Below are 26038 nucleotides of genomic sequence, written 5' to 3'. Positions count from 1 at the left end.
CGCATGTTCGACGACGAATTGCCCGAATTTGCCGTCCGGGGCGAGGCGGGGATCGACCTCTTCGAACGGCGGCCCATGGACAGCCAGCGCCGCTCGAGATTCCGCTGCCTGGCCACGCTGACCCCGGACGGACGGCTTCAGGACCACAGCGGCACCGCCACGCCGCAGGCCGAGCGGCTTGCCACGCTGGCGCGCGCGCTTGCGGAGGATCCGCTGCTGGCGCCGATGTCGCTGGGCGATGCCGGTGCCTGGCCGCGCGCGGCGGCGGCGTACGACCCGCTGCGCCTGTTCCTCTATCTCGATTTCTTCCGCGCCTGGCAGGTGGCCGATCTGGCGGGCGCCCGGTTCGAGGCGCAGCTGGCCCGCGAACCGGGGGCGTTGCCGGTCGATCCCGGGCAGCTGGCGGGTGCCATCACCCCGGTCTTCGACTTCAATCGCCTGTCGCGCGGCCTGGCGCTGGCCCGGGCGCTGGTGCCGCTTCTGCGCCCGGTTCTCGCGCAGCCGGGTGGCGAAGAGCGCCATGAAGGCATCGGCTTTGCCCTGCGCATGCTGGGGGATCTGTGCCTCAGGGCCGGGGCCCCGATCGAGGCGCTGGCCTGTTTCGACACCGCCGTCGCCGCCGGAGACAACCCTTTCCGCCGCCGCAAGGCCATCGAGGCCGCGCGCGCGGCGGGCGATGCCGAGGCGCTGCGCCACCACCGCGCGGGCTATGCCGCCCGCTGGAAACTTCCGGCCGATCTGGCCGAAACCGGAGACACCGAATGAGCCGTGAGAATGCCGCCGATATCCTCGGGATCGGGGCGCAACGAGCCATGACCTCGTGGCTGCATCAGGCGCTGTCGGCCCATCCCGGCACCTGGGCCTTCCCCGATTTCCACCCGGTCACCTCGTCGACCAAGGAGGCGCATTACTGGGACTGGAACCACAAGCGCGGCCCCGATTGGTACAAGGTGCTGATGCGGCCGCTGGATGAGCGGCTGAAAAGCCTGGACGTCACGCCGGAATACGCCTTTCTCTCCGACCGCCAGATCGAGGAATGCAAGGCGCTGAACCCCGGCGCGCGGGTCATCTACATCCTGCGCGATCCGCTGGCCCGCGCCGTCTCGGGGATCCGCATGCACACGCTCTGGGCCAGCAAGAACGCGCCAGCCGAGGAGGTCTCGCTCGAGATGGACCAGGCCTTCCTCGACCGCTGCGAACGGGCGCGGATCTGGGACCATGGCGCCTGCGCCGCGAACCTCAAGCGCTGGCGGCGGCGCTACCCTGACCTTCTGGTCCTGAATTATGAGGAATTGCGCGCCGATCCCCTGGCCGGGTTCCGCAAGATCCTGACCCATTGCGGGCTCGACTGGCAGGGGCTGGACCAGGCCGTGCGCGACAGCCTGACCGAACGCGCCCGCCGCCATGTCTGGGCCACGCCGCGCTACGCGCTCTCGCCCGATTGCCTGCATTTCCTGGCCGGGGCCATGTGGCCCCTGCGCGAGGCTCTGACCAAGGAGACGGGCATCACCTTCGAGGAAGGCGACGCGCTGCTGGAGGGCCTGGCATGACGCGCGAGAACATCACCGACATCCTCTGCATCGGTTGCCAGAAGGGCTCGACCTCGTGGCTGCATTCGGTGCTGAGCACCCATCCCGGCACCCATGTCTTTCCGAACATCGACCCGGTCACCTCGACCAACAAGGAAGCGCATTTCTGGGACTGGAACCACAAGCGCGGCGTGGACTGGTATCGCACCCTGATGGCGCCCGAGGATCCGGCGTTGAAATCCATGGATTTCACCCCCGAATACGCCTTCCTGAACGACGTGCAGATCGCCGAATGCAAGGCGCTCAACCCCGGCGCCAGGGTCATCTACATCCTGCGCGATCCGCTGGCCCGCGCGGTCTCGGCGATCCGCATGCACATGCTGTGGCGCTTCGGCAAGGACCACGCCGAGCCGCTGCACATGGACGACACCTTCCGCTTCTTCCTCACCGCCGCGCGGTTGACCCAGCACGGCGATTACCTGCGCAACCTGACGGCCTGGCGGCGCCATTACCCCGATCTGACGGTCCTGAATTACGAGGATTTCCACACCGACCGCGAGGGCAGCGTGCGCCGCATCTTCGCCGATCTGGACCTCGACATCGAGGCCGCCAACCAGCAGCGGCTGAAAAAGCTGATGGGATCGCGGGTCTGGGAATCCGCCAAGTTTCCCATCGACCGCCCGGTCCTGATGTTCCTGCAAGGCCTCACCTGGCGCTTCCGGCAGGAAACGCAGGCCGAACTCGGCATGCGCTTCGCCGAGGGCGAGCGCCTGCTGGCCGACTGAGCATGGAGGATCTGGCGCGCCAGCTCTGGACCGGGCCGCTGCCGGACCCGTCCGCGCCGGGGCGCGATCTGGCCGGGGTTGCGGATTACCAGACCGCGTTGACCCGGGCCCGGGCGCTGGTCGGCTGGGGCCTGCCGGTCGATCTGGCCGCGCTCAGGGCGCGCTGGCCCTGGTCCATCGACCTCGCCCGGCTGGCGGTCGAGGCCGAGGGCGATCTGGCCCCGCTCCGCGCTGCGGTCACCACTGCCGGCCGCCGCCATGGCGTGCTGGCGCGCGCGCTCTGGGCACGGGGCCAGACGGACGAGGCGCTGACCTGCCTCGACGCACTCGATCCCGCATCCGAGACCTTCGCCGAGGATCACGCCACCCGCGCCGAACTCCGGATCCTCGGCGATCTGCCCGCCGATCCCGTCCCCGGCCCCCGCGGGGTGCACCTGTCGCTGCTGGCCCTCTGGCGGGCCGAGGGGGCCGGGGCCCTTGCCCGCCGCCTGACGAACGAGGCCGCCGACCTGCCCGCCCATCCGCCGCTCTGGTCCTGGCTGATCGACACCTTTCTGGCCGAGCGTGACATCGCCCATGCCCGCGATGCCCTCGACGGTTTCGCCGCCCGCCTGCCCGCCCATCCCGACCTCGCCGCCGCCCGCATCCGCTTGGCGCTGGAGGCAGAGGATCGCACACGCGCCCTCGCCCTGCTCGACGCGCAGGGCGCGGCGGACGCCCCCTGGCGCTGGAATGCGCGGCGCCATGTCCAGCACCTGCGCTGGCTGACGGATGACATCTCGGCCGCCGACCAGCCGGATTTCACCCCTTTGCGCCAGCAGGCCGAGGCCGCGCTGCGCCTCTATCCCCGGAACGCCATCCTGCAGGGCCTCTGGCTCATGGCGCGCGAGCTGACCGAGGAGGGGGACGCCCTCGCCCGCGACCTGACCGACTGGCCCGACGCCCGCGCCGCCGCCGCGCTGCTTCTGCGGCTTGGCCTGCCCGATGCGGCGCTCACGGCCCTCGACCGCGCGGCGCCAGCCCCCCCGGACGAGGCCTTCCGCACCCGTCTGCGCCGCGCCGAGGCGCTGCTGCGCAAGGGCGCGCTGGTCGAGGCGAGGGCGGCCCTTGGCCCCTGCCCCAAGGCCGCGCCGCTTGCCGCCGATCACGCCTATTGGTCGGCCGAGATCGCCGCCGCCGCCCGCGACCTGCCCGCCGCCCGCGCTGCGCTCGCCCCGGCGCTGGCGCAGAGCCCCGGCCGCATGGGCCTGTGGCTGAGTGCCGCCCGCGTGGCCTTCCTGTCAGGCGACGATGCCGGCGCCGCCGAGGCGCTGACCCGCTTCCGGGCGCTGAAAACCGAGCAGCTCGGCGCCCCGCCGCCCGATGATCTGCGCGACCTGATCGCCCGGGACGCCGCGACAGGCCAACCCGGCCCCGGCCTCGCCGCCCGCGCCTTCGCCCGGGCGCTTCCCGTCTTCCGGCCGCTGGACGGCCCGCCGATCCCGCCCCGCATCGCCCATTACTGGGAAGGCCCTCGCTCCGCCCCGCTTGAGCGCGGCCTCCGCGCCTGGGCCGGGCTTTATCCCCAGAGGCTTTACGACGCGGTCAGCGCCCGGGCGTGGCTGGCCGCAAACACCGACCTCGCGCGGCTCTTCGACCGGCTGACCCAGCCCGCCACCCGCGCCGACCTGTTCCGCGTGGCGCTGATGGCGCGGGAAGGCGGGCTTTTCGCCGATCTCGACGAATATCCGCGCGCGCCGCTGGATGATTGGCTGGAGGGCGCGGCGGCCGTGCTGGTGGTCGAGGAAGGCCATGCCACCATCGCCAACAATTTCCTCGCCGCCCGCCCCGGCCTGCCCCTGTTCACCCGGCTTCAGGACCGGATCGCCGCGACACTCGGCGCCACCGACCAGCCCTATCCCTGGTGGCATTCCGGCCCCGCCCCCCTGACGGTCGAGGCCAATGAGGCCCGCGACACCCCGGGCCTCAGGTTCCTGCCGCAGCCCGCCTATGAGGCGCGGATCGCCACCAACCTGCCCTTCCCGCACAAGCGCGGCCCCGGCCATTGGCGCTGAAGGCGGGGGCTGGACAAACCGCCGCCCAGAAGGTCCAATCGCCCTATGGAAAAGCCAGACCTTTCCAACGCCTATGCGCTGAGCGGCGCCGAGGATATCCGCCGCCTCTATGCCGGTTGGGCCGACAGCTATGACGCGGATTTCGCCCAGGGCATGGATTACCGCCTGCCCGCCGAAGTCGCCGCCGCCTTCCTGCGCCATGCGCCGCCAGCGGGGCCGGTGCTGGACGTGGGCGCGGGCACCGGGCTGCTGACGCAGGCGCTGCGGGCGCTGGGGCACGCGGGCCCGGTCGATGCGCTCGATCTTTCGGCCGAGATGCTGGCTCGGGCCGGGACCAAGGGCCTTTACCGCGCCCTGATCGCCGCCGATGTGACGAAACCCCTGCCCTGCAAAGGATATGCCGGGATCGTCAGCTCCGGCACCTTCACCCATGGCCATGTCGGGACCGAGGCCTTCGGTCCCCTGCTGGACGCCGCCCTCCCCGGAGCGCTTTTCGCGCTGTCGGTCAATCAGGGGGTCTGGGACAGCCTCGGCTTCGGCCCGGCGCTGGCCGCGCTGCCCGTCACCGGGCTTGACCGCGCCGAGGTGGCGATCTACGGGCAGCGGGCGGCCCGCAAAGACCCGTTGCATGCCGCCGACCGCGCCCTGATCGTCACCTTCCGCAAAGCCTGAGCCCCCGCGTGACCCGCCCCGACATCCTCTGCATCGGCTCCGTCCTGTGGGACATCATCGGCCGCACCGATACCTCGCTGCGCGCGCGCGGCGATGTCGCGGGCCATATCACCCGGCTGCCCGGCGGCGTCGCCCTCAACATCGCCATGACCCTGGCCCGCTTCGGGCTGCGCCCCGCCGTCCTCAGCGCCATCGGCGCCGATACCGAGGGGACGGAGCTGCTGGCCGCCTGCGAGGCGCTGGGCGTCGAGACCCGCTTTGCGCTCAGGACCGACCTGCCCACCGACCGCTACATGGCCATCGAGGATACGACCGGCCTCGTCGCCGCCATCGCCGACGCCCATTCGCTGGAGGCCGCCGGGGCCTCGATCCTCGAACCGCTCTCGGACGGGCGCCTCGGCACCGCTTCGGCGCCCTGGACCGGCCCGATCGCCGTGGACGGCAACCTGACCGAGGCGCTGCTGGCCGAGATTGCCGCCTCGCCCCTGTTCCGCGCCGCGGATCTCCGCATCGCGCCCGCCAGCCCCGGCAAGGCCGAACGGCTGATCCCGGTCATGCGCCACCCCGGCGCCACGCTCTATGTCAACCGGCAGGAGGCGGGCCTCATCGCCGGCTGCACCCCTACCACCGCCGCCGAGGCCGCGCAGGCGCTGATCGCCGCCGGGGCCGCCCGGGCGCTGGTCACCGACGGGGCCCATCCCGCCGCCGATGCCGCCCGCGGCCAGCCGCTCCTCACCTGCGCCGCCCGCCCCGTGCAGGCCCGTCGCATCACCGGCGCGGGCGACACGTTCATGGCCACCCATCTCTTCGCCGAAACCCGCGGCCACGACCGGACCGAGGCGCTGACCCGCGCCCAGGCCGCCGCCGCCGCCTATGTCGCCTTCGAGGACTTTGCCCCATGATCCATTATTCGCCCGAAGTTGCCGAGGCCCGCGCCAAGGGCCTGCCGCTGGTCGCGCTGGAATCGACCATCATCACCCATGGCATGCCCTTCCCGCAGAATGTCGAGGCCGCGCGCGCGGTCGAGGCCGCGGTGCGCGCGGCGGGTGCGGTGCCCGCCACCATCGCCGTTCTGGACGGGCAGATCTTCGTCGGCCTGACCGACGCGCAGCTTGACCATCTGGGTCAGGCGCAGGACGTGATGAAGCTGTCGCGCGCCGATCTTGCGGTCTGCGTCGCCACCGGCCGCACCGGCGCCACCACCGTCGCCGCGACGATGATCTGCGCCGAACTGGCCGGGATCAAGGTCTTCGCCACCGGCGGCATCGGCGGCGTGCATCGCGGCGCCGAACTCAGCTTCGACATCTCGGCCGATCTGCAGGAGCTGGGCCAGACCGCCGTCACCGTGGTCGCAGCGGGCGCCAAGGCGATCCTCGATCTGCCGAAGACGCTGGAAGTGCTGGAAACCCTGGGCGTGCCGGTCATCGCCGTGGGTCAGGACGAGCTGCCCGCCTTCTGGTCGCGCGCCTCGGGGCTGAAAGCGCCGCTACGGCTGGATACCGCGGCCGAGATCGCCGCCGCCCACCGTACCCGCGCCGCGTTGGGCCTGAAGGGCGGGCAGCTGGTCACCAACCCGATCCCGGCGGCCGACGAGATCCCGCGCGCCGAGATCATGCCGGTGGTCGAGGCCGCGCTGGCCGAGGCCGAGGCGCAGGGCATCAGCGCCAAGGCGGTGACGCCCTTCCTGCTGGACCGGATCTTTGCCGCGACCGAGGGCCGCTCGCTGACCGCCAATATCGCGCTGGTGCTGAACAACGCCCGGCTGGCGGCGCAGATCGCCCGCGAATTGGTCTGACATTCAACGCGCTTTCCGCCCGAATTATGTCTGACATTCGTGACGCCCCGAGCGGCCCTTGCGCCGCCTCGGGGCGCTGCCTATTTAGGGGTTAACGCCCCTCGCCCCAGTGACGAACCGCCTGACATGTCCACGCCCCCCCGCCCGCATCGCCGCGGGTTCTTCGCCGGACTTCGGGCCTCGTTCCTGACCGGTCTTGTCGTGGTCGCGCCCGCGGTGCTGACCATCTGGCTCATCACCGCGGTGGTGGAATTCGTCGACAGCCGGGTCATTCCGCTGATCCCGCGCGAGACGTTGCGCCGCTTCCTGCCGGAAAACCTGGCGCATATGGACCTCATCAGCCTGCCCGGAATCGGGCTGGTGATCGCGCTTCTGTTTACCTTGATTGTCGGCTTCTTCGCCAAGGGCTTCATCGGCCGCAGCCTGATCCAATGGGGCGAGGATCTGGTCTCGCGCATGCCGGTCGTGCGCTCGATCTACAATGCGCTGAAGCAGATCGCCGAGACGGTCTTCGCGCAAAGCTCGACCTCGTTCAACCGGGCCTGTCTGGTGCAATATCCCCGCCCCGGTCTCTGGGCCGTGGCCTTCGTCTCGACCGACACCAAGGGTGAGATCGCCCAGAAGATCGGCGGCGAGAAGCTGATTTCGGTCTTCCTGCCGACCACGCCGAACCCGACCTCGGGCTTCCTGCTCTTCGTGCCGGAAAAGGACGTGATCGCGCTGGACATGTCGATCGAGGATGCGGCGAAGCTGATCATCTCGGCGGGCCTCGTCGCCCCCGACCCGGCGAAACCGGGTCAGGTGGTGCGCAAGAAGCGCGACGAGATCAGCTGAACATCGCCGCCAGATCGACGGTCGCGGTTTTGTTCAGGTCCTGACCATGGGCCCTCAGGAACCGTCCCGCCGCCCGCCGTCCAGACCGGAACAGCCGCTCGATCAGGTCGGGCGTGGGCGAGACCTTGGTGCGCACCGAAAGCTCCCGCATCAGCCGGTCGTCGGCGATGAAATGCACCAGCACATCCTTCATCGCCCCCTTGGTCACATGCCCCTCGGCGATCAGCCGCTTGACGAAGGCAATGGCGCGCAGATCGCGCAACAGCGCCGCGTTGAAGCTTACCTCGTTGATCCGGTTCATGATTTCCTGAGAGGTCTGGGGCACCTCCGGGCGGTATTGCGGGTTCAGCGAGACGATCACCACGTCATCGGGCAGCGCCGGATCATAGAGCGGATGCAGCGCCGGATTGGCCGAATAGCCGCCGTCCCAATAGAATTCGCCCGCGACCTCGACCGCGCGGAAGAAGGTCGGCAGGCAGGCCGAAGCCAGGAGCGCCTGATGCGTCACCTGCGCGCCGGAAAACACCCGGACCTTGCCCGTATGCACATTGGTCGCCGCCACGAACAGCTGCGGCCCCGCGTCCGCGCAGACATTGTCGATATCGAGCGCCAGCACCGCAGGCTCCAGCGGGTTCTTCCACAAGGGGCCCCAATCGTAGGGGCTGAAGACCTGCGCGGCGATATCGGCGGGGGTCACCGGCATCACCGTCTCGGCCAGCCGCGCGGCATAATCGAAGGGATAGAAGAAGGCCCGCATCCACTCGGCGGTGGGCGGCAGGCCGGGGACATCTGGCAAGCCGTCATAGGCGCCGCGTCCGACCCGCTCCCAGAGCGCGCGCATCGTCGCCCGCGCCCCCTCGCGCCCGCCCTGGGCCATGCCGGACTTGAAGGCCGCGCCGTTCAGCGCCCCAGCCGAGGTGCCGGAAATCGCCGCGATCTCCAGATCCTCCTCGTCCAGCAGCCGGTCCAGCACGCCCCAGGTGAAAGCCCCGTGCGCCCCGCCGCCTTGCAGCGCGAGGTTGATGCGTCGCATTCGGGTCATGCCCTGATTCCTTGAAAGACGGATAAGAACGGGGCCGGCATCGCGCCGGCCCCGGGGCGTCACATGGCGGTCCAGCCGCCGTCGACGCTGATCGTCGTACCGGTGATCTGCGCCGCGGCGTCCGAGCACAGGAAGGCCGTCGTGCCGCCGATCTCCTCGGTGGTGGCGAATTGGCGCGAGGGCTGGCGGTCCAGCATGACCTCGCGGATCACCGTCTCGCGGTCCATGTTGTGGGTCTTCATCTGGTCGGGGATCTGCGCCTCGACCAAGGGGGTCAGCACATAGCCCGGGCAGATCGCATTGGCGGTGACGCCCTTGCCCGCCGCCTCGAGCGCGGTGACCTTGGTGAAGCCGACCACCCCATGCTTGGCCGCCACATAGGCGCCCTTGAAGGGCGAGGCGCGCAGCCCGTGCGCCGAGGCGATGTTGACGATCCGGCCCCAGCCCTTGTCGTACATCCCGGGCAGCGCCGCCGCGGTGGTGTGGAAGGCCGAGGACATGTTGATCGCGATGATCGCGTTCCACTTCTCGATCGGGAAATCCTCGATCTTGGCGACGTGCTGGATACCGGCGTTGTTAACCAGGATATCGCAGCCACCGGCCTTTTCGACTAGGGCGCGGCATTCCTCGGGCTTGGACATGTCGGCCTTGATGTAGGTCACGGTGACGCCGAACTTGGCGGCCATGTCGCTGGCCTGCTGGTGGTCGGCCTCGGTATCGGAGAACGAGTTCAGCACGACATCGGCGCCCGCGGCGGCCAGCGCCTCGGCCACCCCGTGTCCGATGCCCGAGGTCGAGCCGGTGACGATGGCGCGGCGGCCTTTGAGAAATTTGTCGGTCATGATTGCCTCATGGAATCTGATGCTGCATGTGCAACATAGACCTCATATAGGGGGGCGCGGCACAAAAAAAAACGCCCGCGCAAGGCGGGCGTCAGTCGTTGAGGCAGGTTTCATACAGGCAAGAAACCTATCGAGCAGTGAGATACTTATAGCGCTTTGTTCAGACTGGGCCAAGCTTAAAGTTTACAGGCACCTAGCCGGGGGAGTACCCAGAGAAACCCCCTCCGCGACGCCAGGATTGTTTCGCCCATGACCTTCTTTTTCCCCTTGCGAGCCTCGGGATTCGCGCTTGCAGCACTGCTGTCGGCGCTGGCCGGCGCGCCGCAGGTTCTGGCGCAGGACGGCCAGAGTCACGGTATCGCTATGTACGGAACCCCTGCGCTACCACAAGATTTCGTGTCCCTGCCCTATGCCAATCCGGAGGCCCCGCAGGGTGGCCGATTCGTTTTCGCCGAAATCGGCAGTTTCGATTCGCTCAACCCGTTCATCCTGCGCGGGTCCGCCCCCTGGGGAGTCAACCTGTTGACGGTTCAGAGTCTTCTGGGCCGTTCTTATGACGAGCCCTTCGGCCTCTACCCGGTTCTGGCAGAATCACTGCGGACCGATTCGTCCCGCTCCTTCGTCGAATTCACCCTGCGCGAGGGCGCGCGCTTCTCGGATGGCTCACCGGTCACTCTCGACGATGTGATCTGGTCCTTCGAGACGATGGGCACCGAAGGCCACCCGCGCTACCGCAATGCCTGGACCAAGATCGCCTCGATGGAACGGGTGGGCGAGCGCACGCTGCGCTTCACCTTCACCGAACCCGACCGCGAATTGCCCCTCATTCTGGGCCTGCGGCCCATCGTGCAGCGGGCTCAATTCGACGTGAGCGCCGGTGGGCGGAGTTTCGCCGAAAGCTCGCTCACCCCGGTCATCGCCTCGGGGCCCTACGAGGTTTCGGCGGTCGATCCCGGCCGTTCGGTCACCTTCCGCCGGGTCGCCGATTGGTGGGCCGCCGACCTGCCCTTCTACCGCGGCCAGATGAACGCGGACGAGATCCGCTACGAATACTACAGCGACCTCTCGGTGGCGTTCGAGGCTTTCAAGGCCGGGCTGATCTCGGTCTGGCGCGAGGTCAACGCCGCCCGCTGGGCCGACAGCTATGACATTCCCGCCGTCCATGACGGGCGCATCCGGCTGGTCGAGGTGCCGCATCAGCGCCCCTCGGGCATGTCGGGGCTGTTCATCAACACCCGCCGCGCGCTCTTCGCCGATTGGCGGGTGCGCGAGGCGCTGCTGCTGGCCTTCGACTTCGAACGCATCAACCAGGTGGTGACCGGCGGCGCCGAGCCGCGCATCGCCTCGTATTTCGGCAATTCCGTGCTGGGCATGCGCCCGGGCCCGGCCGAGGGGCGCGTGTCCGAGCTGCTGGCGCCCTTCGCCGAAGAGCTGCCGCCCGGCGCGCTGGAGGGCTACGCGCTGCCGGTCAGCGACGGGCGCTCCAACCGGCGCAACCGGCGCGAGGCGATGCGCCTTCTGGCCGAGGCCGGGTGGGAACCCGACGCGCAGGGCATCCTCAGGAACGCCGAGGGTCAGGCCTTCACCTTCGAGATCCTGCTCCTGCAGGGCCAGGCCGAGATCCAGTCAACCGCCGCCGCCTTCGCCGAGGATCTGCAGGCGCTGGGGATCCGGGCCCGCGTGGCGCTGATCGATTCCGCTCAATATGTCGAGCGGACCAATCGCTATGACTTCGACATGACCTATTCGCTCAGGCTGATGACCCTGTCCCCCGGCAACGAGCAGGTGCTCTATTGGGGCGCCGAGGGCGTCGACAGCCCCGGCAGCCGCAATTTCGCGGGCGTCCATGACCCGGCGGTCGAGGCGATGATCAACGCCATGCTCACGTCGACCACGGATGAGGATTTCACCGCCGCCGTCCGGGCGCTCGACCGGGTGCTGATGGCGGGGCGCTACGCGATCCCCTTCTGGTTTTCGCCGGTCAGCCGGATGGCGGTGCAGAGCAACTTGCACTTTCCCGACATTTTGCCGATGTATGGGGACTGGACGGGCTTTCTGCCCGAAGTCTGGTGGTATCAGGAATGAAAACGGCTTTCGCGATTGCCTTTGCCCTTCTGACGCTCACGGCCTGCAACACGGTCGAGGGCGTCGGTCAGGACATCTCGGGCGGCGCCAATGTGGTGCGGGGCTGGATGGGGCGCTGACGCCCCCGGCCTCGGCCCTATTCCAGCGAGGTCACCCAGAGGATGGTCGCATCCTCGGGGCTGAGGCTGATGACGTTGTGACCCATCGAAGCATCGTAATAGGCGCTGTCGCCGCGTTTCATGTCGATGGGGGCGTAGAACTCGGTGTAAAGCCGGATCTGCCCGGTCAGCACATAGAGGAATTCCTCGCCGTCATGGCGCACCCAGCCGTCGAAATCCTCGAACCGGCGGGCATGGATCGTGGCGCGGTAGGGCAGCATCGCCTTGCGGGTCAGCGCCCCCGCCAGCAGCTCGTGCTCATAGGTCGTGGTGACATGCGCCTCGCCCTCGCCCGCCTTGGTGAGGGTCATGCGCCCGCCCGGCGAGCCGTGGCGAGGCGGGGTGAACAGCTGCGGCACGCTGATGCCCAGCCCCTCGGCCAGTTTCTTCAGCCCGTCATAGGTGGGCGACATCTGGCCGTTCTCGATCTTCGACAGCGTGGAGCGCGCCAGCCCCGCCGCCTGCGCCGCCTGTTCCAGCGTCCAGCCACGGTCCTTGCGCAGGGTCCGCACCCGTTCGGCAAGGTCGATCGGCGCGGCCAGCGCCTCGCCGCCGTCGGAACGGGCGATACGGATGATGGCGGGGTTGGTCAGATCGCTCATGAACGTGGCCTTGCTCAGGGTAAGGCGTTTTGCGCTATTGTCTCGGCGTTGTCGAGAGGACCCGCCGCCGCGCCGGGCACTCTGGCCTTGCCCTTGCGGCCCCACCGGATTAGCTGGATTTCATGCACGCGTTAATCGATTCAAGCCCCTTTGACCCCTGCCCCGCGCCTTTCAACCTGGCCGCCTATGTGCTGGCCCAGGCCGAGGTCACGCCCGAGAAGATCGCCTTGCAGATCGTCAGCCTGACCGGCGCCGAACGCTGGTCCTATGGCGCGCTGGCACAGGCCGTGCGCGGCATCGGCACCGGGCTTCTCCGGGCCGGGCTGGAACCCGGCGAGCGCGTGCTGCTCAGGCTGGGCAATACCGTCGATTTCCCGCTCGCCTTCCTCGGCGCCATCGCCGTGGGGCTGGTGCCGGTGCCCACCTCGTCGCAACTGACGGCCGAGGAGATCACCGCCATGGCCGCGCAGATCACCCCCGCCGCGGTGATCGCCGCCCCGGGCATCGCGCTGCCCGATGCCGCGCTGCCGGGCGGCACGCTGCCGGTCATCACCACCGAGACGCTGCACCGCTGGCGCGACAATCCGCCCTGCGACTGGGCGATGGGCAGCCCCGATAGGCTCGCCTATCTGATCTTCACCTCGGGCACCTCGGGCAATCCGCGCGCGGTGATGCATGCCCATCGCGCCGTCTGGGCGCGGCGGATGATGTGGGACGGCTGGTACGGGCTCACCCCCGGCACCCGGCTGCTGCATGCGGGCGCCTTCAACTGGACCTATACGCTGGGGACCGGGCTCATGGATCCCTGGGCCAGCGGCAATACCGCGCTGATCCCCGGCGCCGGGGTCACGCCCGCGCAGCTGCCGCTCTTGCTCAAACGCTTCGACGTGTCGATTTTCGCTGCCGCCCCGGGGGTTTACCGGCAGATGTTGCGCGCGCCCCTGGCGCCGATGCTGCATCTCAGACACGGGCTTTCGGCCGGCGAGAAACTGCCCGAGCAGACGCGCGAGGCCTGGACCCAGGCCACCGGCACCCCGATCTATGAGGCGCTGGGCATGTCCGAAGTCTCGACCTATATCTCCGCCTCGCCCGGGCACCCGGCCAGTGCCGGGGCCTCGGGCTATCCGCAAAGGGGCCGCAAGGTCGCGGTTCTGGGCGAGGACGGTCAGCCCGTCCCGCGCGGCGAGGCCGGGGTCATGGCCGTGGGGCGTGACGATCCGGGCCTCTTCCTGGGCTACTGGGGCCAGGAGGCCGAGACCGCCGCCAAGTTCCGGGGCGCATGGTTCCTGACCGGCGACACGGTCAGCATGGACGAGGACGGCGCCATCCGCTACCTGGGCCGCGACGACGACATGATGAACGCGGGCGGCTTCCGCGTCTCGCCGCTGGAAGTCGAGAAAGCGATGAACGCCCATCCCGGCATCGTCGAGTCCGCCGCCATCGAGGCACGGGTCAGCGACACCACCAGCATCCTCGCCCTTTACTATGTCCCCGGCGCCGATGCCCCCGGCAGCGCCTCGCTCGCCGCCCATGCCGAGGCGCATCTCGCCCGCTACAAGCAGCCCCGCCAGTTCATCGCGGTCGAGGCGCTGCCCAAGGGCGCCAACAACAAGATCAACCGCCGCGCCCTGCGCCAAGGATACGAAGCCCCATGAGCACCAAACTCGACATCTTCTCCGACCCCGTCTGCCCTTGGTGCTATATCGGCAAGGCCCGTCTGGAACGCGCGCTGGAACAGCGGCCCGACCATCCGTTCATCATCGAATGGCATCCCTTCATGCTGGCCCCCGACATGCCGCCCGAAGGCATGGACCGGCGCGAGTACCTGCAAGCCAAGTTCGGCCCGCCCGAACAGGTGGCCAAGCTGCATGTGCCGATCCTTGAAGCCTGCGAGGAGATCGGCCTGCCGCTGGCGTTGGAAAAGATGGAGCGCAACCCCTCGACGCTGAACGCCCACCGCCTGATCCATTGGGCGGGGCTGGAGGGGCGGCAGCACGCCGTGGTCAGCGCCCTTTTCCGTGCCAACTTCGCCGAAGGCCGCGACATCGGCGACCGCGAGGTGCTGCTGGACATCGCCGAGGCTGCGGGCCTCGACCGGGCCATGACCGCGCGGTTGCTGGACAGCGACGCCGACGTGGCCGAGATCCGCGCCCGCGACGCCGATATCCGCGCCCGCGGGTTGCGCGGGGTGCCGGGCTTCCTGCTGGGACGGCAATACGTCTTGTCGGGCGCCCAGCCGGTCGAGACCTGGCTCGACGTCATCGACCAGATCACGGCGGCCAGCCAATGACCGGCCCGACAAGGCCGCTTCCGTTCGGCGAATTCATCGCGCTCTTGGCGCTGCTGATGGCGACCGTCGCCTATTCGGTCGATGCCATGCTGCCGCTTCTGGACCCGATCGGCCGGGAACTCGCCCCCGCCACGCCGGAAAACGCCCAGCTGGTCATCACCGTCTTCATGTTCGGCCTCGGCCTCGGCACTTTCGTCATGGGGCCGCTCAGCGATGCGCTGGGGCGGAAATCGGTGATCCTGGGCGGCATCACCCTCTATATGGTCGCGGCCGGTGTGGCCGCCGTCTCGAACGACCTGACCATGCTGCTGGTCGCCCGCTTCGTGCATGGCGTCGGCTGCGCCGCGCCGCGCGTCGTGGCCCAGGCCCTGGTGCGCGACCTCTATTCCGGGCGGCAGATGGCGCGCGTCATCTCCTTCGGGATGACCATCTTCACCCTGTTTCCCGCCGTCGCCCCCTATATGGGCGCGGAACTGGGCGCCCTCTTCGGCTGGCGCGCGATCTTCTGGAGCTTCATCGCCTTCGGCATCGTCTCGTTCCTGTGGATGGCCCTGCGCCAGCCCGAGACGCTGGCCCCCGAGAACCGCCGCCCGCTGGCGCTGGGCCCGCTTTGGCGGGCGCTGGTGACGGTGCTGTCGCATGCCCGCGTGCGGCTTTACCTGATGGCGCTGACCTTCGTCTTCGCCACCATGCTGACCTGGCTCAGCGCTGTCGCCGCGATCTTCGACCAGAGCTTCGGCCGCCTCGACCAATTCCCCGCCTGGTTCGCGCTGGTGGCGCTGCTTTCGGGCACCACCAGCCTTATCAACGCCAAACTGGTCGTGCGGCTGGGCATGCGGCGGCTGATCGGTATCGCGCTCAGCGTGCAGATCGCCATGGTCGCCGTGACGCTGCTGGGCTTCGCGCTGGATCTGCCGCTGGCCGGTTTCGGGCTTTTCATCACCTTCATGGCCCTGCAATTCCTGTCGCTGGGCTTCCTGATCGGCAACATGAACGCGCTGGCGCTGGAGCCGATGGGCCATGTCGCGGGCATGGCCGCTTCGGTGATCGGCGGCGTCTCCACCGTCGTGGCGGCGGTGCTGGCGGCCGGGCTCACGCTCTTGGCCAATGGCACGCCGGTGCCGCTGGCGGCCAGCGTGCTGGGCTGTCTGCTGGCTTCGGGCGCCGCGATGCTGGCCGCGCGGCGCTACGCCGACTGAGCGCCGCGCAGCCGCGCCCGGTTCAGCGCCAGCCATTGCAGCGAGATCACCAGCGGCCCGTTGGCGATCTCGCCCGTCTCCAGCATCGCCATCGCCTCGGCGAAGGGGATGAGGTGGGTGCGGATATCCTCGTGCTCGGATGGCAGGCCATGGATGCCCTCCGCCCCCTCGGGCAGGTCGACCAGCGCCAGATAGCTGTAGAGGAACTCGGCCACCGCGCCGGGGCTTGAGTAATAACGCGCCACGCGATGCAGCGCGCGGATCTCCAGCCCGGCTTCCTCGGCCGCCTCGCGCCGCGCGGCGGCTTCCGGCGTCTCGCCCGCGTCGATCCGCCCGGCGATGGCCTCCAGCGTCCAGGGGTTCGCGTCGTCGCGCACGAAAGGCGCGAAGCGGAATTGTTCGACCAGCAGCACGAGGTCGCGCGTCGGGTCATAGGGCAGCAGCGTCACCGCATCGGTCAGCACAAACGCCGCCCGCTCGACCGGGGCGCTGTCGGTGCCGTCGTGATGGCGAAACCGCACGCGGTTCTCCTCGACCGCGAAGACCATGGCATAGGGCGTCCGGCGCTCCTCGACCGTGACATCCCCGGGCCGGGCAGCGCGGCGCCGCGTCGCGGGCGCGGCGTCGTTTCGGGCCCGGCGACGGCTGGCCACATGCCCGGCCAGCAAGGGGTAGCGCCGCCGCAACACCGCAGCCGGATGCTCGCGCGACAGCGCCATGACCTCGGCCGCGACCTCGGCCGCCAGCCCGCCATGCGCGGCTGCCCAGGCGTCGAGCGACCAGTCCGGTCCGGGCAGCCAATGCTCATCCGCGGTCTGATAGAGCAAGGCCTCGACCGGTCCCCCGGCTGTCTGCGCGATCACCTGCACCGGATGATACTCGAAGATCCGCTCATAGAGGTCGAGCGCCGCCCGCGCCGCCGCCCCCGGCCGGATCAGCGCGCCCGGCGCTTCGGCCCCCGGCCGCGCCACCAGCAGCGGGAAATGCAGCGTGCCGCCGCCCGGCGCCTGCGCTTCGGTCACGGCATGGTCGGAAAGCGTGGCGGGTTCATAGTCAAGCCGGACGCCCGCGACCGCTTCCAGAACCGGCGGATAGCGCAGGGTTCCGAACAGAAACAGCGGCTTATCGGTCATTCCTGCGACGCTCCATGCCGCGGTTAATGACATGCAGGACCAGCCCCAGCGCCAGACCGCCCCCGCCCAGCAGGAGCAGGTATTCCTGCACCATCGCCTTGCCGAACCAGCCGACGAGGATGTCGAAATAGCCGGTCAGCGCGTCCATCACCTCCGGGTAACGGCGGCGATAGCCCAGGATGAACACCTCGCGCACGCCCATGAGCATCGCCGTGAACAGCGCCGTCAGCACCACCGCCTGCACACCCACGTAAAGCGAGAACCACAGCCTGCGGTCCAGCCTGCCGCCCAGGAACACCCAGCCGGTGACGCCGCCCACCCCGGCGGTCCAGAGCGCGAAATTCCCCATCACCGCCTGCGGATCATAGAGCGGCTCATAGGCTTTCGCCGCGTAAAAGGCGAAGATTGCCAACAGGATGGCGGCCACGGGCCGGATCAGCGTGAACATCGCCGCTCCTCGGCAAAGGCCGCCGGGATCAGGCCGGCCGGCGCAGGGTTATCTGGGTCACGTCACAGATACCCGTGTGGAACGCCCCGGCGCAAGAGGTCAGGTAGAAGTCCCACATCCGCCGGAAGCGTTCGTCATAGCCCAGGGTCTGGATACGGTCCCATGCCCCGGTAAAGGAATCGTGCCAGCGCCGCAGGGTCAGCGAATAGCTCTCGCCGAATTCGAGCGAGTCGAGCCAGCCCAACCCCGCCTTCTGCGCCTCGGCGGCAAAGCGCGCGGGCGAGATCAGCATGCCGCCCGGAAAGATGTACTTCTGGATGAAATCCACGTTTTTCCGGTAGGTTGGAAAGCGTTCATTGGGCACGGTGATGACCTGGATCGTCGCCTTGGCACCCGCTTTCAGCCGCTCGCGCAATGTTTCGAAATAGGCGGGCCAGTATTTCTCGCCCACCGCCTCGAACATCTCGATCGAGGCGATGCCGTCGTAGCGGCCCCGCTCGTCGCGGTAATCCTGCAGCTTGATCTCCACCCGGTCGGCCAGCCCCGCGCGCGCCATCCGCTCCACCGCGAAATCGTGCTGCGCCTGGCTGATGGTCAGGCCCGTCACCTTCAGCCCCCGCTGACCGGCGGCATATTCAGCGAACCCGCCCCAGCCGCAGCCGATTTCCAGCACGTGATCGCCCGGTTTCACCCCCAGCGAATCCACCAGCGCGGCGTATTTCTGCTCCTGCGCGCGTTCCAGGCTCTCTTGCCCGCTGCGGAACAGGGCCGAGGAATAGGTCATGCTGTCATCGAGCCACAGACGGTAGAATTCATTCCCTAAATCATAGTGATAGGCGATGTTCTTCTTGGCCTGGGCCCGCGAATTTCCGCGCAGCCAATGCCGCGCCCGTTCATAGGCGCGCACCAGCGCCATGCCGGTGAATTCATCCAGCAGCGCCGGGTTGTCGTGGAAGATGACATCCATCAGTGCCTGCAGATCGGGTGTGGACCACCAGCCCTCGAGATAGGCATCGGCAAAGCCCAGCTCGCCCTCGCGGATCAGCCGGGCGAAGGCATCGGCGTTGTGCACGGTGATCTCGGCGGCGAGGCCCGGCTTCTGGCCCTGGGCGCGAAAGCGGCGGCCATCGGGCAGGATCACGTCCAGCCGGCCCCGCCCCATGCGGCCCAGCTGGGCGAAGACCGGTTTGAAATAGCGCGGCAGCCCGCCCTGTCCCTCGGTCGAAATCAGATGATCCATGCGCGTCCCCGTCGGCTCTTTTGCCTTTTACGACAGACTAATCCGCTTGGATCTTCGTGCAAAAAGAAATTTACGTCTTCTTCAGCGCGGCATAGGCCGCGAGCGCCCTCTCGCGACCCCGGGCCAGATCGACCATCCGCTCGGGATAGGCCCTGGCGGGGTCGAGGCCCCAGGACCGCGGCACCGCCTCGAAATAGGCCAGCGCCTCGGGCCCCGGATTGCGGCTGAGTTCGGCGATGAAGGTCTTACGGTAAACCCCCTTCTGGTCGAACTTTTCCGCCTGCGTCGCCGGGTTGAACACCCGGAAATAGGGCGCCGCATCCGGCCCCGATCCCGCCACCCATTGCCAGCCCATCGCGTTCGAGGCCGGGTCCCAGTCCGTCAGGCAGTCCGCGAACCAGTCGAGGCCGACTTTCCAGTGCGTCATCAGATGCTTGGTCAGATAGCTGGCGACGATCATCCGCACCCGATTATGCATGGTGCCGGTCACGAACATCTGCCGGAGCCCGGCATCGACGATCGGCTCGCCGGTCAGGCCGCGGCGCCAGCGCTCGGCATCGGCGTTGTCGATTTTCCAAGAAAAATCATTCCATTCCGGGCGCCAGTTCGCGTCCAGAAGATGCGGGAAATGGTACATCAGATGATGGGCGAAGTCGCGCCAGACCAGTTCCTTGCGGAAATGCGTGGCGCCGTCGCCCGCCAGCGGCAGGGCGGCATGCCAGATGCGGCGCGGGCCGATCTCGCCATAGGTCAGGTTCTCTGACAGACCCGAAACCGCGTCAAGAGCCGGGAAGTCGCGGTCCTCCCGGTAGCCCTCGACTTTGGATTTCAGAAACGAGTCCAACCGCTTGCGGGCCGCTTCCTCGCCTATCACCGCGTAGCGCGCCAGCACCGGCGCCCCCCGGTTCATCGCCGCGCCCAGCGTCCACCCGGCCAGATCCTCGCTGCCGGGCCATGTCTCGGGCGCCCTGAGCGCCTTGGGTGCGGGCAGCGCCTCGGCCACGTCACGGGCAGACAGGGCCTTCCAGAAGGGCGTGTAGACCTTGTAGGGATCGCCTTGGCCGGTGGCGATTTCCCAAGGCTCGACCAGGGTGTGGCCGTGGAAGGAACGCGCCTCAAACCCTTTGGATTTCAGGGTTTCCTTGATGTCGGCATCCCGCTCGCGCGAGAAGGGATCGTAGAGCCGTGTCCACCAGACACCCCCGGCGCCGATCTCCTCGGCCAGCGACAGCAGCACCGGCAGCGCCGCGCCGCGCCGCAGGATCAGCCGCGAGCCCTGCCCCGTCAGCCGCCCGGCAAAACTCGCCACCGCCTCGCCCCAGCGCCAGCGGGCGGCGGCGCCGATTTCGGTGACCGAGCGGTCGGCAATGAAGACCGGCAGCAGCGGCCGCCCGGTGGCGGCTGCGGCGGACAGCATGGGATGGTCGTCCAGCCGCAGGTCGCGGCGGAACCACAGGATCAGGGGCGTCTGGGACATGGAACCTCGGAGGGGCGTTACAGCTCCCGATCTAGCGCCCCGATCAGTTGGTCAACCTCGGCCCGGGAGGTGTAATGCACGAAACTCAGCCGCAGGACGCCCTGCGCGGGGTCAATCCCCTGCGCCTTCAAGGCGCGCAGCGCGTAGAAATCCCCGGCCCCGGCCATGATCCCGTGCCGCGACAGCCGCGCCGCCAGATCGCCGGCCGGCGCCTCGACCTGCACCGCCACGGTGGGGGCGCGCCCCTCGGCCCGGCGCGGCCCCAGAAGCCGTACCTCGTTGCGGCTGCTCAGATAATCGAGGAGCGGCTGCAGCAGCGCGGTTTCCTGCGCGCGCATCAGGTCATGGGCCAGCGCCGCCTTGCCGCGCGGGTCGAGCCCGGCGCCACCATGGTGATCCGCCAGCCCCTCGATGTAATCGGCCAGCCCGGCGCAGGCCGCGACCTGGGCATGGTCGGGCCCGGCCGGGGTGAAGCGCTTGTAGAGAACCTCGCCGTTGAAGACATGCCCCTGATTGGGCAGCGCCATCCCCGGCGCGCGGCGGATCGCCATGATCCCCTGATGCGGGCCATAGGTCTTGTAGGCGGAAAAGAGGTAGATATCCGCCCCCAGCGCCGCCACATCCGGCAGGCCGTGCGGCGCGTAGCTGACGCCATCGACGCAGACCATTGCGCCCGCTTCATGGGCCATGGCGGTGATCTCGGCCACCGGATTGACCTCGCCCACCACGTTGGAACAATGCGGGAAACACAGAAGCCGCGCGCCGGCCAGCAGCTTCGGCAGCCGGTCCAGCGGCAGATGGCCGGTCACCGGGTCGATCTGCCATTCGCGCACCTCGATCCCGCTGTCCGCGAGCCGCCGCCAGGGGCCGGTATTGGCCTCGTGGTCCTGATTGGTGACCACGATCGCCTCGCCCGGTTTCAGGTGCTGGCGAAAGGCCTGGGCCAGCACATAGGTATTGGCGGTGGTCGAGGGGCCGAAGCTGAGTTCGTCCGTGGCGATCCCCATCATCGCGGCGAGCCGGGTGCGCGCCTCGTCCATCTCCGCGCCGCCCAGGCGCGATGCCTCGAACGGGTGATAGGGCTGGACCTTGCGCTGGTGATAAAAGCGCGTGAGGCGGTCGATCACCGGCTTGCAGGCGTAAGAGCCGCCCGCATTCTCGAAAAACGCCTGCCCCTGAAGCGAGGGTTCGGCGAAAGCCGGAAACTGCGCGCGCACGAAATCAAGGTCCAGCTGCATCCGAATCCCCCCTCACTGTGGTTTCCGCGACCCTAGACCGCCGGCTCGCCCCCCGCCAGACCGGCCCGCGATTGACACGACTCGCCGGACCTGCCATCCTGATTGACAGACATTAAAAAGAACACAAAGACAGTGGGTTGAGGCGATGAGCAGCACATCGGCCCCTGAAGGACGGGCGCCCGACCGGGCCAGTGCGATTGCCACGCTTCTTCAGGAGAACATTCTTTCGGGACATTATGGGCCGGGCGACCGCCTGCCGTCCGAGGCCGACCTCTGCGCGCATTTCAAGGTCTCGCGCCCGACCCTGCGCGAGGCTCTGGGCCGGTTGACCGCGCGGGGCCTGATCGCGGCGCGGCGCGGTGCGGGGGGTGGCGCTTTCGTCACCCAACCCAGCGCCGCCGTGGCGGGCGAACAGATCGCCACGCTGATCGCCCTGTCGACCCGGGCCGAGGACAATGCCCATCGCCCCCTGCTGACCGAGGCGCGGATCCAGCTGCAGCTGGGCTGTGCTGAACTCGCCGTTTTGCGCAAGGCCGATATCGCCGACCTCAGGGCCGAGATCGACCTGCAATCCGATTTCTCCATCCCCGACAGCGATTTCGTCGCCTCCATGCGGCGGATGAATCTGGCGCTGGCAGTGGCCTCGGGCAATCCGGCGATGGCGATGGTGGCCCAGGGGCTGATCGAGGCCGAATTCGCCGTGACGCCGCAGACCGGCTATGCCACGCGGATCCGGGCGCGCTTTCTCTCCTATCACGTGCGCATCGCCAATGGCATCGCCGGGGGGCGCGCCGATGACACGAGGGCCGCCTTGATGGAGCTGTGGAGCTTCGAATCCGACCGCGCCGGGGCCGGCGAGGGCGAGGCCCAGCCGGTCGAGCGCCCGCCGAGGATGCGCGACCTCCGCCTGCCGCCCGTGCAACGACTGAACCCGCTCTCCGAGTAGCCATGGACCTCGCGTCGCTGCGTCATCGCGTATCGGCTGCCATCGACCCCGAGATGAGGGTGCAACCGGGCTTGTCGCCCTTCAACCGGCTGGTCGTGACCGGGATCATCGGCTTGATCGTCATCGCCGTGCTGGAGACCGAGATCCATGTGATCCGCCATTACGGCTGGCTGATGGAGGCGCTGAAGATCGGCCTCTTCCTGTTCTTCGCCGCCGAATACGCGCTCAGGCTCTGGGTCGCGCCGCTGAACCCGAAATACACCAGCCTCTGGCGCTTCGTCCGCACCCCGGCGGCCTTGCTGGACCTGGTGGTGCTGGTGACCTTCGTCACGCCCTTTCTGGGGCTCGAGGCCTCGGTGTTCCGGCTGTTGCAGCTGACCCGGATCCTGCGGCTGGCCCGGCTCGGGCGCTATTCGCGGGCGCTGAACCTGCTGTTCGACGCCTTCCGCTCGCGCGGGACGGAGCTGTTGCTCAGCGCCATGCTGGCCCTCGGCCTGATGCTGGGCGCGGCCACCCTGCTCTATCTGGTCGAGCGCGAGGCCCAGCCCGAAGGCTTCGGCTCCATCCCCCGCGCCATGTGGTGGGCGGTCGAGACGCTGACCACCGTGGGCTATGGCGATGTGGTGCCGATCACGCCGCTGGGGCGGTTCCTCTCGGCCATCACGGCGCTCTGCGGCATCGGCATCATCGCCCTGCCCACCGGCGTTCTGGCCGGGGCCTTTTCCGACGCGATCCGCCGCGCGCGCGAGGACCGGCTGCACGAGCATCCCCACGGACGCGAGTGACCCCGCAGAGCCCCCCTTGAGGCCCGCCCTTCGGCACCCTATATTGACCCTGTTCCGGGCAACCGGGACTATGGACATAAACGCGCTCGTAATAATCGGATCGGACCCGGGGGCGGTACCCGGCGGCTCCACCAAAACGTCCTTCATTGGGGGCGAATGGGGCCGAAACAGGATCGACGAACGTCTAAAGGGGTTTGCTTTGTCCCGGTGAGCTACCACCGATATCGGTGCAAAACGTACAGTTGCCAATGACAACCGTGCTCCGGTGGCCGTCGCTGCGTAAGCAGTTGACCTAAACCGATCTTAAGTCCCTGCGGTTAGCCCCGTAGGGCGGGGTTCGGAGGTACCTGGCAACAGAAACCTCCACTTCCCCCCTCCTTTCACCGACCCGATCACGGCTTCGTGAATGCGCCTGCACGCCCTGCATGGCACCCTACCCCATGCCTGCCGGTCCCGACCCACGCCGACCGACTCTGCGCCGCCTGCTCGGCGCCCTTGCGCTGGCGCTGCCGCTGGCCGCCGCCCCGCAGGCCCGGGCCTGCGATATCGCGCTGATGCTGGCGGTCGATGTCTCGGGCTCGGTCGACAGCTATGAATACGCGCTCCAGCTTCAGGGCATCGCCAATGCGCTCAGGGACGAAGATGTCCGCGCCGCGCTCCTGCAGGGACAGGTCGCGCTCGGGGTCATGCAATGGTCGGGCGCCATGGAACAGACAGTCTCGGTTCCCTTCACCCGCCTCACGGAACCCGCCGAGGTGGCGCAGCTTGCCGCCCGCATCGGCACGCTGCCCCGGGCCCATTCCGGGGGCAACACCGCCGTGGGCGAAGCCATCGCCGTGGCGGTCGAGCAATTCGGCCAGGTCCGCGACTGCGCCCATTGGGTGATCGACATCTCGGGCGACGGGGACGAGAACGAGGGCTATACGCTGGGCACCGAACGCCGCACGGCCTATGCCCGGGGGATCACCATCAATGGCCTCGCGATCGAGGCGGCAGGCACCGGCCAGCCGATCACCAATTTCTACCGCCGCAATGTCGTCACCCCGGGCGGTTTCGTCATCACCGCCCATCAGCACAGCGATTTCGCCCGTGCCATGCGCCAGAAAATGCTGCGCGAACTGATCCCGCCGATGGCCCTCGCCCCGGCCCCGCGCGACACGCAACTGGCCAGCCTGTCGGGTTTTCTGCACCTGCACCCCCGCTGAAGGCTTTTCTTCGGTCGCGAAACGCCTATGCTCAGGGGCAGACGACCCCGACCATCCGGGGGTTCGAAGGGGATGACGATGACGCGCGGAATCGACTACGGAAACCTGATGCACCAGGCCATGCGCGGCCTGATCCGCGAGGTGATGATCCGCACCGCCGAGCACGGCCTGCCGGGGGCGCATCACTTCTTCATCACGCTGAACACCCAGTATCCGGGCGTCGAGATGGCCGATTGGCTGAAGGCGCGCTACCCGGACGAGATCACCATCGTCATCCAGCACTGGTTCGAGAACCTCGCCGTCGATGACCAGGGTTTCGCGGTGACGCTGAATTTCGGCAACCAGCCCGAGCCGCTGTACATCCCCTTCGACGCGATCTCGACCTTCGTCGACCCCTCGGTCGAGTTCGGCCTCAAGTTCGAGACCCATGTCGATGACGACGACGAGGATGAGGACGACGACGAGGAAGCGCCGATGCTGCATTCGGTGCCCGAGGCCCCCAAAGCGGGCGAAGTCGTGAGCCTCGACAAGTTCCGCAAGTAGGCTGCCCTCCGACGTTCATCCCCCCGACGTTCAGCCCACCGTCTTGCAGCCCGGCACCTTGATGCCCATGTTGACCGCAAGACGGAGACAGACATGAGCAAATCGCTGGCGCGCGTCGCCAAGGCCATCGAGGACATCGGACTTCGGGCGGAAATCCTGAACCCCGGCCCCAGCCGCACCGCCGAAGCCGCCGCTGTGGCCTGCGGCTGCGAGCTGGACCAGATCGTCAAATCGCTGATCTTTCAGGGCGAAAGCGGGCAGATCTATCTGTTCCTGACCGCTGGCGGCAACCGGCTGGACCCCGATCGTGCTGCCCTGCTTGCGGGCGAGGCGCTGAGCCGCGCCGACGCCGCCACGGTGCGGGCAGTCACCGGGTTCGCCATCGGCGGCGTGGCCCCGGTCGGGCATCTGACCCCGCCCGCGATCTTCGCCGATCCCCGCCTGCGCGACTTCGCTCTTGTCTATGCCGCGGCCGGAACGCCTGACCATGTGTTCTCGGTCGAGCCCGGCGCATTGATTGCAGCCTGCGGCGCGCGCGAAGGAGCTTTCACCGCATGACCGCCCTGCCCGATCCCTATGACGATCCCGCCTTCTACGACGATCTGATCCCCAAGCGCTTCCTCGCCTGGGTGGTGGATCTGGCGATCACGCTGATCCTGGTGGTGCTGGCCCTGGCGCTGACCGGCTTCATCGCCATCTTCATCCTGCCTCTGGTCTGGATGGGCGTCGCCATCACCTACCGCACGCTGATGCTCGACCGGTTCGGCGCCACCGCCGGGATGATGCTGGTGGCGCTGGAATGGCGCAGGCTGGACGGGCGGCAGCCGGACACGGCGCTGGCGCTCTGGCATTCGGCGATCTACGCGCTGTCGATGAGCTTCATCCTCGGCCAGCTGGTCTCGGTGCTGCTGATGGTCATGACGCCCTACAAACAGGGGCTCAACGACAAGATCCTCGGCACCGTGATCGTCAACCGGAGCCTGGTCTCCTGAAGCCGCGCTCCTGTCGCGCAAGCGTCAAACAATCCCTTGGCGAGGACAATTCGCCTTGCTACGGTAGCTCGGAAACCCGCCTGACCCCGGTCAGACCGGGGCCTCGCCAGTGACAACCACAGCCTCGACCAGGAAGGACGGGCG

At 68.4% G+C, this 26038-nt stretch carries 27 protein-coding genes and 1 other RNA gene; 20 read left to right on the top strand and 8 right to left on the bottom strand.

Annotated features, from left to right (window positions below; genetic code table 11):
• The first annotated feature begins 3 nt into the window (after window positions 1-3).
• The 8 genes from DDE23_RS16040 to DDE23_RS16005 all read left to right on the top strand — a co-directional run bounded on the left by DDE23_RS16040 (window position 4) and on the right by DDE23_RS16005 (window position 7669).
• Window positions 4-765 (top strand): hypothetical protein, encoded by a 762-nt coding sequence (locus tag DDE23_RS16040; protein WP_107752899.1) that lies wholly within the window; start codon window positions 4-6, stop codon window positions 763-765.
• Window positions 762-1550, top strand: a complete 789-nt coding sequence (locus DDE23_RS16035) for a sulfotransferase family protein (RefSeq protein WP_107752897.1) — start codon at window positions 762-764, stop codon at window positions 1548-1550. Before DDE23_RS16040 ends, DDE23_RS16035 begins: the two co-directional genes overlap by 4 nt.
• Entirely contained in the window at window positions 1547-2314 is a 768-nt protein-coding gene (locus tag DDE23_RS16030; RefSeq protein WP_107752895.1) for a sulfotransferase domain-containing protein, read from the top strand. The genes DDE23_RS16035 and DDE23_RS16030 overlap by 4 nt, the downstream gene beginning before the upstream one ends.
• A 2-nt stretch (window positions 2315-2316) precedes the next feature.
• A complete protein-coding gene (locus DDE23_RS16025; RefSeq protein ID WP_107752893.1) occupies window positions 2317-4368 on the top strand; it encodes a glycosyltransferase family 32 protein in 2052 nt (683 codons plus the stop codon).
• A 45-nt stretch (window positions 4369-4413) separates the two neighbouring features.
• On the top strand, window positions 4414-5040 hold the full coding sequence (locus DDE23_RS16020) for a class I SAM-dependent DNA methyltransferase (protein WP_107752891.1): 627 nt from the start codon (window positions 4414-4416) through the stop codon (window positions 5038-5040).
• Window positions 5041-5048: 8 nt separating this feature from the next.
• A complete protein-coding gene (locus DDE23_RS16015; RefSeq protein WP_107752889.1) occupies window positions 5049-5942 on the top strand; it encodes a PfkB family carbohydrate kinase in 894 nt (297 codons plus the stop codon).
• A complete protein-coding gene (locus DDE23_RS16010) occupies window positions 5939-6835 on the top strand; it encodes a pseudouridine-5'-phosphate glycosidase (RefSeq protein WP_107752887.1) in 897 nt (298 codons plus the stop codon). The genes DDE23_RS16015 and DDE23_RS16010 overlap by 4 nt, the downstream gene beginning before the upstream one ends.
• Before the next feature lie 126 nt (window positions 6836-6961).
• Window positions 6962-7669 (top strand): DUF502 domain-containing protein, encoded by a 708-nt coding sequence (locus DDE23_RS16005; RefSeq protein ID WP_107752886.1) that lies wholly within the window; start codon window positions 6962-6964, stop codon window positions 7667-7669.
• Here DDE23_RS16005 and DDE23_RS16000 read toward each other — a convergent pair.
• The gene (locus tag DDE23_RS16000; protein WP_107753004.1) at window positions 7662-8702 is read right to left on the bottom strand and encodes a patatin-like phospholipase family protein; all 1041 of its coding nucleotides are present in this window, start codon (window positions 8700-8702) and stop codon (window positions 7662-7664) included. The genes DDE23_RS16005 and DDE23_RS16000 overlap by 8 nt on opposite strands.
• A gap of 68 nt (window positions 8703-8770) precedes the next feature.
• Window positions 8771-9553 (bottom strand): 3-hydroxybutyrate dehydrogenase, encoded by a 783-nt coding sequence (locus DDE23_RS15995; RefSeq protein ID WP_107752884.1) that lies wholly within the window; start codon window positions 9551-9553, stop codon window positions 8771-8773.
• 249 nt (window positions 9554-9802) lie between these two features.
• On the opposite strand from DDE23_RS15995, the gene DDE23_RS15990 reads away from it, so the two are divergent.
• Entirely contained in the window at window positions 9803-11638 is a 1836-nt protein-coding gene (locus DDE23_RS15990; RefSeq protein ID WP_337589837.1) for an extracellular solute-binding protein, read from the top strand.
• The gene (locus DDE23_RS15985; protein ID WP_107752882.1) at window positions 11635-11757 is read left to right on the top strand and encodes an entericidin EcnA/B family protein; all 123 of its coding nucleotides are present in this window, start codon (window positions 11635-11637) and stop codon (window positions 11755-11757) included. Before DDE23_RS15990 ends, DDE23_RS15985 begins: the two co-directional genes overlap by 4 nt.
• Before the next feature lie 17 nt (window positions 11758-11774).
• On the opposite strand, the gene DDE23_RS15980 is transcribed toward DDE23_RS15985, so the two are convergent.
• Complete coding sequence (locus DDE23_RS15980) at window positions 11775-12398, bottom strand: helix-turn-helix domain-containing protein (protein ID WP_107752880.1); 624 nt, start codon at window positions 12396-12398, stop codon at window positions 11775-11777.
• Between the two features lie 122 nt (window positions 12399-12520).
• Here DDE23_RS15980 and DDE23_RS15975 point away from each other — a divergent pair, with 122 nt between their 5' ends.
• Genes DDE23_RS15975 through DDE23_RS15965 form a run of 3 tightly spaced genes read left to right on the top strand, consistent with a single transcriptional unit; the run spans window position 12521 to window position 15887 of the window.
• Window positions 12521-14053 (top strand): class I adenylate-forming enzyme family protein, encoded by a 1533-nt coding sequence (locus tag DDE23_RS15975; RefSeq protein ID WP_107752878.1) that lies wholly within the window; start codon window positions 12521-12523, stop codon window positions 14051-14053.
• Complete coding sequence (locus DDE23_RS15970; protein WP_107752876.1) at window positions 14050-14688, top strand: DsbA family oxidoreductase; 639 nt, start codon at window positions 14050-14052, stop codon at window positions 14686-14688. Before DDE23_RS15975 ends, DDE23_RS15970 begins: the two co-directional genes overlap by 4 nt.
• The gene (locus DDE23_RS15965; RefSeq protein ID WP_107752874.1) at window positions 14685-15887 is read left to right on the top strand and encodes a multidrug effflux MFS transporter; all 1203 of its coding nucleotides are present in this window, start codon (window positions 14685-14687) and stop codon (window positions 15885-15887) included. Before DDE23_RS15970 ends, DDE23_RS15965 begins: the two co-directional genes overlap by 4 nt.
• Here the strand turns inward: DDE23_RS15965 and DDE23_RS15960 are convergent.
• From DDE23_RS15960 to DDE23_RS15945, 5 genes are all read right to left on the bottom strand, one after another.
• Window positions 15875-17020: an NUDIX domain-containing protein gene (locus DDE23_RS15960; protein WP_170121876.1), complete on the bottom strand. Its 1146-nt coding sequence runs from the start codon at window positions 17018-17020 to the stop codon at window positions 15875-15877. The two genes, DDE23_RS15965 and DDE23_RS15960, sit on opposite strands and share 13 nt — an antisense overlap.
• A complete protein-coding gene (locus tag DDE23_RS24925; RefSeq protein WP_133239580.1) occupies window positions 17010-17468 on the bottom strand; it encodes a TrgA family protein in 459 nt (152 codons plus the stop codon). Before DDE23_RS24925 ends, DDE23_RS15960 begins: the two co-directional genes overlap by 11 nt.
• Window positions 17469-17496: 28 nt before the next feature.
• Window positions 17497-18708: an SAM-dependent methyltransferase gene (locus DDE23_RS15955; protein ID WP_107752870.1), complete on the bottom strand. Its 1212-nt coding sequence runs from the start codon at window positions 18706-18708 to the stop codon at window positions 17497-17499.
• Between the two features lie 70 nt (window positions 18709-18778).
• Window positions 18779-20185, bottom strand: coding sequence for a cryptochrome/photolyase family protein (locus DDE23_RS15950; RefSeq protein WP_107752868.1), 1407 nt, complete (start codon window positions 20183-20185; stop codon window positions 18779-18781).
• Window positions 20186-20202: 17 nt separating this feature from the next.
• On the bottom strand, window positions 20203-21423 hold the full coding sequence (locus tag DDE23_RS15945; RefSeq protein ID WP_107752866.1) for an aminotransferase class V-fold PLP-dependent enzyme: 1221 nt from the start codon (window positions 21421-21423) through the stop codon (window positions 20203-20205).
• A 145-nt stretch (window positions 21424-21568) separates the two neighbouring features.
• On the opposite strand from DDE23_RS15945, the gene DDE23_RS15940 reads away from it, so the two are divergent.
• The 7 genes from DDE23_RS15940 to DDE23_RS15910 all read left to right on the top strand — a co-directional run bounded on the left by DDE23_RS15940 (window position 21569) and on the right by DDE23_RS15910 (window position 25894).
• On the top strand, window positions 21569-22369 hold the full coding sequence (locus DDE23_RS15940) for a FadR/GntR family transcriptional regulator (protein ID WP_107752864.1): 801 nt from the start codon (window positions 21569-21571) through the stop codon (window positions 22367-22369).
• Window positions 22370-22371: 2 nt separating this feature from the next.
• The gene (locus tag DDE23_RS15935; protein ID WP_107752862.1) at window positions 22372-23154 is read left to right on the top strand and encodes an ion transporter; all 783 of its coding nucleotides are present in this window, start codon (window positions 22372-22374) and stop codon (window positions 23152-23154) included.
• A gap of 12 nt (window positions 23155-23166) precedes the next feature.
• Window positions 23167-23522: a transfer-messenger RNA gene (gene ssrA, locus DDE23_RS15930) on the top strand.
• A gap of 57 nt (window positions 23523-23579) precedes the next feature.
• Window positions 23580-24359 (top strand): DUF1194 domain-containing protein, encoded by a 780-nt coding sequence (locus DDE23_RS15925; RefSeq protein ID WP_238150012.1) that lies wholly within the window; start codon window positions 23580-23582, stop codon window positions 24357-24359.
• 78 nt (window positions 24360-24437) lie between these two features.
• Window positions 24438-24902, top strand: a complete 465-nt coding sequence (locus tag DDE23_RS15920) for an SspB family protein (RefSeq protein ID WP_107752858.1) — start codon at window positions 24438-24440, stop codon at window positions 24900-24902.
• Between the two features lie 93 nt (window positions 24903-24995).
• The gene (locus tag DDE23_RS15915) at window positions 24996-25460 is read left to right on the top strand and encodes a YbaK/EbsC family protein (protein ID WP_107752856.1); all 465 of its coding nucleotides are present in this window, start codon (window positions 24996-24998) and stop codon (window positions 25458-25460) included.
• Window positions 25457-25894, top strand: coding sequence for an RDD family protein (locus tag DDE23_RS15910; protein ID WP_107752854.1), 438 nt, complete (start codon window positions 25457-25459; stop codon window positions 25892-25894). Before DDE23_RS15915 ends, DDE23_RS15910 begins: the two co-directional genes overlap by 4 nt.
• The last annotated feature ends 144 nt before the right edge of the window (window positions 25895-26038 follow it).

The sequence above is a fragment of the Pararhodobacter aggregans genome (assembly GCF_003075525.1).
GTDB lineage: Bacteria > Pseudomonadota > Alphaproteobacteria > Rhodobacterales > Rhodobacteraceae > Pararhodobacter > Pararhodobacter aggregans.
Note: the sequence above shows the minus strand (reverse complement) of the source record. Positions and strands in the feature narration are given on the sequence as shown.

Bases quoted from the DNA above. Each gene is read 5' to 3' on its own strand.
- DDE23_RS15925 (WP_238150012.1), top strand. From the start codon at position 23,580: ATGGCACCCTACCCCATGCCTGCCGGTCCCGACCCACGCCGACCGACT.
- DDE23_RS16000 (WP_107753004.1), bottom strand. From the start codon at position 8,702: ATGCGACGCATCAACCTCGCGCTGCAAGGCGGCGGGGCGCACGGGGCT.
- DDE23_RS15920 (WP_107752858.1), top strand. From the start codon at position 24,438: ATGACGCGCGGAATCGACTACGGAAACCTGATGCACCAGGCCATGCGC.
- DDE23_RS15940 (WP_107752864.1), top strand. From the start codon at position 21,569: ATGAGCAGCACATCGGCCCCTGAAGGACGGGCGCCCGACCGGGCCAGT.
- DDE23_RS16020 (WP_107752891.1), top strand. From the start codon at position 4,414: ATGGAAAAGCCAGACCTTTCCAACGCCTATGCGCTGAGCGGCGCCGAG.
- DDE23_RS15975 (WP_107752878.1), top strand. From the start codon at position 12,521: ATGCACGCGTTAATCGATTCAAGCCCCTTTGACCCCTGCCCCGCGCCT.
- DDE23_RS15945 (WP_107752866.1), bottom strand. From the start codon at position 21,423: ATGCAGCTGGACCTTGATTTCGTGCGCGCGCAGTTTCCGGCTTTCGCC.
- DDE23_RS15960 (WP_170121876.1), bottom strand. From the start codon at position 17,020: ATGACCGATAAGCCGCTGTTTCTGTTCGGAACCCTGCGCTATCCGCCG.
- DDE23_RS15915 (WP_107752856.1), top strand. From the start codon at position 24,996: ATGAGCAAATCGCTGGCGCGCGTCGCCAAGGCCATCGAGGACATCGGA.
- DDE23_RS16040 (WP_107752899.1), top strand. From the start codon at position 4: ATGTTCGACGACGAATTGCCCGAATTTGCCGTCCGGGGCGAGGCGGGG.
- DDE23_RS24925 (WP_133239580.1), bottom strand. From the start codon at position 17,468: ATGTTCACGCTGATCCGGCCCGTGGCCGCCATCCTGTTGGCAATCTTC.
- DDE23_RS16010 (WP_107752887.1), top strand. From the start codon at position 5,939: ATGATCCATTATTCGCCCGAAGTTGCCGAGGCCCGCGCCAAGGGCCTG.
- DDE23_RS15995 (WP_107752884.1), bottom strand. From the start codon at position 9,553: ATGACCGACAAATTTCTCAAAGGCCGCCGCGCCATCGTCACCGGCTCG.
- DDE23_RS16005 (WP_107752886.1), top strand. From the start codon at position 6,962: ATGTCCACGCCCCCCCGCCCGCATCGCCGCGGGTTCTTCGCCGGACTT.
- DDE23_RS15965 (WP_107752874.1), top strand. From the start codon at position 14,685: ATGACCGGCCCGACAAGGCCGCTTCCGTTCGGCGAATTCATCGCGCTC.
- DDE23_RS15985 (WP_107752882.1), top strand. From the start codon at position 11,635: ATGAAAACGGCTTTCGCGATTGCCTTTGCCCTTCTGACGCTCACGGCC.
- DDE23_RS15955 (WP_107752870.1), bottom strand. From the start codon at position 18,708: ATGGATCATCTGATTTCGACCGAGGGACAGGGCGGGCTGCCGCGCTAT.
- DDE23_RS15980 (WP_107752880.1), bottom strand. From the start codon at position 12,398: ATGAGCGATCTGACCAACCCCGCCATCATCCGTATCGCCCGTTCCGAC.
- DDE23_RS15990 (WP_337589837.1), top strand. From the start codon at position 9,803: ATGACCTTCTTTTTCCCCTTGCGAGCCTCGGGATTCGCGCTTGCAGCA.
- DDE23_RS15950 (WP_107752868.1), bottom strand. From the start codon at position 20,185: ATGTCCCAGACGCCCCTGATCCTGTGGTTCCGCCGCGACCTGCGGCTG.
- DDE23_RS15910 (WP_107752854.1), top strand. From the start codon at position 25,457: ATGACCGCCCTGCCCGATCCCTATGACGATCCCGCCTTCTACGACGAT.
- DDE23_RS16035 (WP_107752897.1), top strand. From the start codon at position 762: ATGAGCCGTGAGAATGCCGCCGATATCCTCGGGATCGGGGCGCAACGA.
- DDE23_RS15970 (WP_107752876.1), top strand. From the start codon at position 14,050: ATGAGCACCAAACTCGACATCTTCTCCGACCCCGTCTGCCCTTGGTGC.
- DDE23_RS15935 (WP_107752862.1), top strand. From the start codon at position 22,372: ATGGACCTCGCGTCGCTGCGTCATCGCGTATCGGCTGCCATCGACCCC.
- DDE23_RS16030 (WP_107752895.1), top strand. From the start codon at position 1,547: ATGACGCGCGAGAACATCACCGACATCCTCTGCATCGGTTGCCAGAAG.
- DDE23_RS16025 (WP_107752893.1), top strand. From the start codon at position 2,317: ATGGAGGATCTGGCGCGCCAGCTCTGGACCGGGCCGCTGCCGGACCCG.